Origin of the sequence: Acidaminococcus hominis (genome assembly GCF_900291475.1) — a bacterium.
GTDB lineage: Bacteria > Bacillota > Negativicutes > Acidaminococcales > Acidaminococcaceae > Acidaminococcus > Acidaminococcus hominis.
In genome coordinates this window covers 1-3,435 of record NZ_OLMM01000013.1, presented here as the reverse complement: position 1 = coordinate 3,435, position 3,435 = coordinate 1, and the positions used below count along the sequence as shown (strand labels likewise).

Sequence of the window (3,435 nt, the reverse complement as noted above, 5' to 3'; positions counted from 1 at the left end):
CGAATTTGGAAGTAAATCAACAATTTGATGTGGTTTGTACAGACATTGATAATAAAGTGAAGGCTATGGTTGAAAAAATGAACCGATATCATATGAAAATTACCGCACGGAAGAAAAAAGAATTAGAAGGGTAAAAGGAGTATTGCCTGGATGAAAAAATAATGCCTGGGCGGCCCCAACCGCCTTCCTGGCGTCAGGCACCTTCCCCGCCTTGGACCACTGTGGGGCGGAGAAGGCAGGCGGCCAGAGGCCGCTAAAATCTGCTGAAAAGAATTAGTAACTGGTTTAAACCAGGCGTTATGAGCTGAATCTGCACTGACCAATTGATAATCATAATACCCGAATGAGAAACGTAAAACCCAATATCAAGCAGGCCTTTCCCAGTATTTCGGCCGAAGACCGTTGCCTTCCACTTACCTGTTCGCAGCTTCGCTCGAACAGGTAAAGAGGAAGGTGCCGGCGAATTAGCCGGCGGATGGAGTTCACAACCAAAATGCCCTGAAGGCCAATGCAGACACGCTCTAAGAAAGGCCAAAATGCCTGGACCGCCCCAACCGCCTTCCTGACGTCAGCACCTTCCCTTGAGCACGCCCCATCTGCGCCTTTGGAATTCTTATGCTAGGCGCATCTTCCCCATTTCAGCTGTTCCACAGCTGAAACGGAGAAGACGAGTGGGCGGAGAAGGCAAGCGGGCGGTGGCCGAGCGGTTCGCCGTATACCGGTCATCAGCACCCTACGGGTTTGATTCCTGGACGGCTATCGCAGGGGTCGTATATTCCATTTCTCTACGGCTAGAGCCTTGAGAAATGGATACGACTCCCTAATACCTGGTTGAAAAACGCAATACCCGGCATTCAACAGACCTCTCCAAACATTTCGGCCGAAGGCCGCTGCCTTCCACTTACCAGTGCACTGCTTGGCGTGCACTGGAGAAGAGGAAGGTGCCGGCAATTCGCCGGCGGATGGAGTTCGCAACCAAAATGCCCGGAGGGCCAAATTTGGTTTTAGTACTTCTCAATTAAAAGCCTAATACCTGGGTTGCCCCATCCGCCTTCCTAGTGTCAGGCACCTTCCCCACGTCCACTCTCCCCCTCTGCGCCTCTAGTAGCCTTGGAATAGGCGCATCTTCCCCATTTCAGCTGTTCCACAGCTGAAACGGAGAAGACAATGGGCGGAGAAGGCAGGCGGCTGGTGGCCAAGCGGTTCGCCGTACTCCAGTCATTTTCGCCTTTCAGGCTCAATTTCTGGACGGCTGTCGCAGGGGTCGTATATTCCATTTCTCCGCGGCCAGGGCCTTGAGAAATGGATACGACTCCCTAATACCTGGATGAAAAGCGCAATACCCGGCATCCAGCAGACCTCTCCAAACATTTCGGCCGAAGGCCGCTGCCTTCCACTTAACAGTGCGCTGCTTGGCGTGCACTGGAGAAGAGGAAGGTGCCGGCGAATTCGCCGGCGGATGGAGTTCACAACCAAAATGCCCGGAGGGCTAAGTCATGTATTCCAGTAGTTCACTACTGAAATCATAATACCTGGACCGCCCCAACCGCCTTCCTGACATCAGGCACCTTCCCTTGAACACGCCCCATCTGCGCCTTTGGAATTCTTATGCTAGGCGCATCTTCTCCGTTTCAGCTGTTCCACAGCTGAAACGGAGAAGACAATGGGGGGAAGGAACGTTCCGCCCCCGGCATTAAAGCGGAACAAGGATGGGGTTCACAACCAGGATGCCCGGAGGTCTAAGTCATGTATTCCAGTAGTTCACTACTGAAATCATAATGTCTGGCCTGCCCCAACCGCCTTCCTAACGTCAGACACCTTCCCTACGTCCACTCTCCCCCTCTGCGCCTCTAGTAGCTTTGAAATAGGCGCATCTCCCCCATTTCAGCCGTTTCCACGGCGAAATGGAGGAGACAATGGGCGGAGAAGGCAAGCGGGCGGTAGCCGAGCGGTTCGCCGTATACCGGTCATCAGCACCCTACAGGTTTGATTCCCGGACGGCTGTCGCAGGGGTCGTATATTCCATTTCTCTACGGCTAAAGCCTTGAGAAATGGATACGACTCCCAAAACCTGGATGAAAACCGTAATACCTTGTTAGCCCCCGGGTTGTTCGCAACTCGCTGCGCAGCTGCGTTCTTCTCCATTCAAAAAAGACGTACCGCTCTCCTCAGCGGTACGTCTTTTTCCATTTCCTATTCTTTTCTCTTTTCCCTTTTCCTTCTTATGCGTACTTGCCGGTCCCATGGGCGGGTCTGATGGACACGTCGCCAGCCAACACTTTTTCTATTTCTCCGTTTTCTTTTTTCACCAGCAGGGCGCCGGTGTCGTCGATATCCAGGGCTTCTCCCAAATAGGTGGCGTCGGGGGAGATGACTTTGACCATGCGGCCCAGGGTAGCGGAGTATTCTCTCCACTGGTCGAAGACGGGGGCGAAGCCGTTTTTGCAGGCTTCGTCATAATAGTATTCCATGTAATCCAGGACTTTGGCCAGGAGTTGGACTCGGTCTACGTGGGTACCGGTGACGTCTTCTATAGAGACGGCGGAGGCTCTGAGTTCCTCGGGTACCATTTCTCTGGGGACGCAGACGTTGATGCCGATGCCTACCACCAGGTAGTTGATGTGGCCGAATTCGGCGCTCATTTCGGTCAGGATGCCTACGAGTTTGCGGTTATCCAGCAAAACGTCGTTGGGCCATTTGATGAGGGCTTCTACGCCGCAGACTTCTCTAATGGCGCGGACTACGGCCACGGCAGCGAGCAGGGTCATTTTGGGGGCTTCCTGGGGCAGGAAGGTGGGTTTTAAGAGCACGGAGAACCACAGTCCTTTGCCTTTGGGGCTGTACCAGCCTCTGGCCAGTCTGCCTTTGCCGCCGGTTTGTTCTTCGGCTACGCAGATGGTGCCGTCTTCGGCGCCGGTGCTGGCGAGTTTTTTCAGGACTTCGTTGGAGGACACGACGGTGTCTTCGTAGCAGATGTGATGGCCGATGAAGCGGGTGGTCAGGGCGTCGCCGATTTCTGCGGGCAGCAGTTTATCGGGTACGCCGGTGAGGACGTAGCCTTTTTTGGTGTAGGCTTCAATCTGGTAGCCTTCTTTTTTCAGGGTTTGGATGTGTTTCCAGATGGCTGTCCGGGTAATGCCCAGGGTCTTGGCCAGTTCTTCCCCGGATACGGGGGTGGGTGCTTTATCTTTCAGGATTTTTAGTATTTCGTTGCGCATCGTCGTCATCCTTTCGTTTCTCATAACGTAAAGAATCGTTAACACAAAGTCTGGAAAAAAGGGCTGTGTCTGGCACAGCCCTTGGTTTGGTTTGTAAATGTGTTTCCTTCTCCCCGCCCTACGCCTGAGGTACTTCGCTGGTGCTGGGTTGGGGTGCTGCTGCGGGGGCAGCTGCTTCGGTGGTCACAGGGGGAATGGGTGCGGGGGTACCGTCAGC

At 53.9% G+C, this 3,435-nt stretch carries 1 protein-coding gene; it reads right to left on the bottom strand.

Translation table 11 applies throughout. From position 1 onward, the window contains the following. Positions 1-2,222: 2,222 nt before the first annotated feature. A complete protein-coding gene (locus tag C7E10_RS11825) occupies positions 2,223-3,218 on the bottom strand; it encodes a biotin--[acetyl-CoA-carboxylase] ligase (protein ID WP_105327519.1) in 996 nt (331 codons plus the stop codon). Positions 3,219-3,435: the final 217 nt, after the last annotated feature.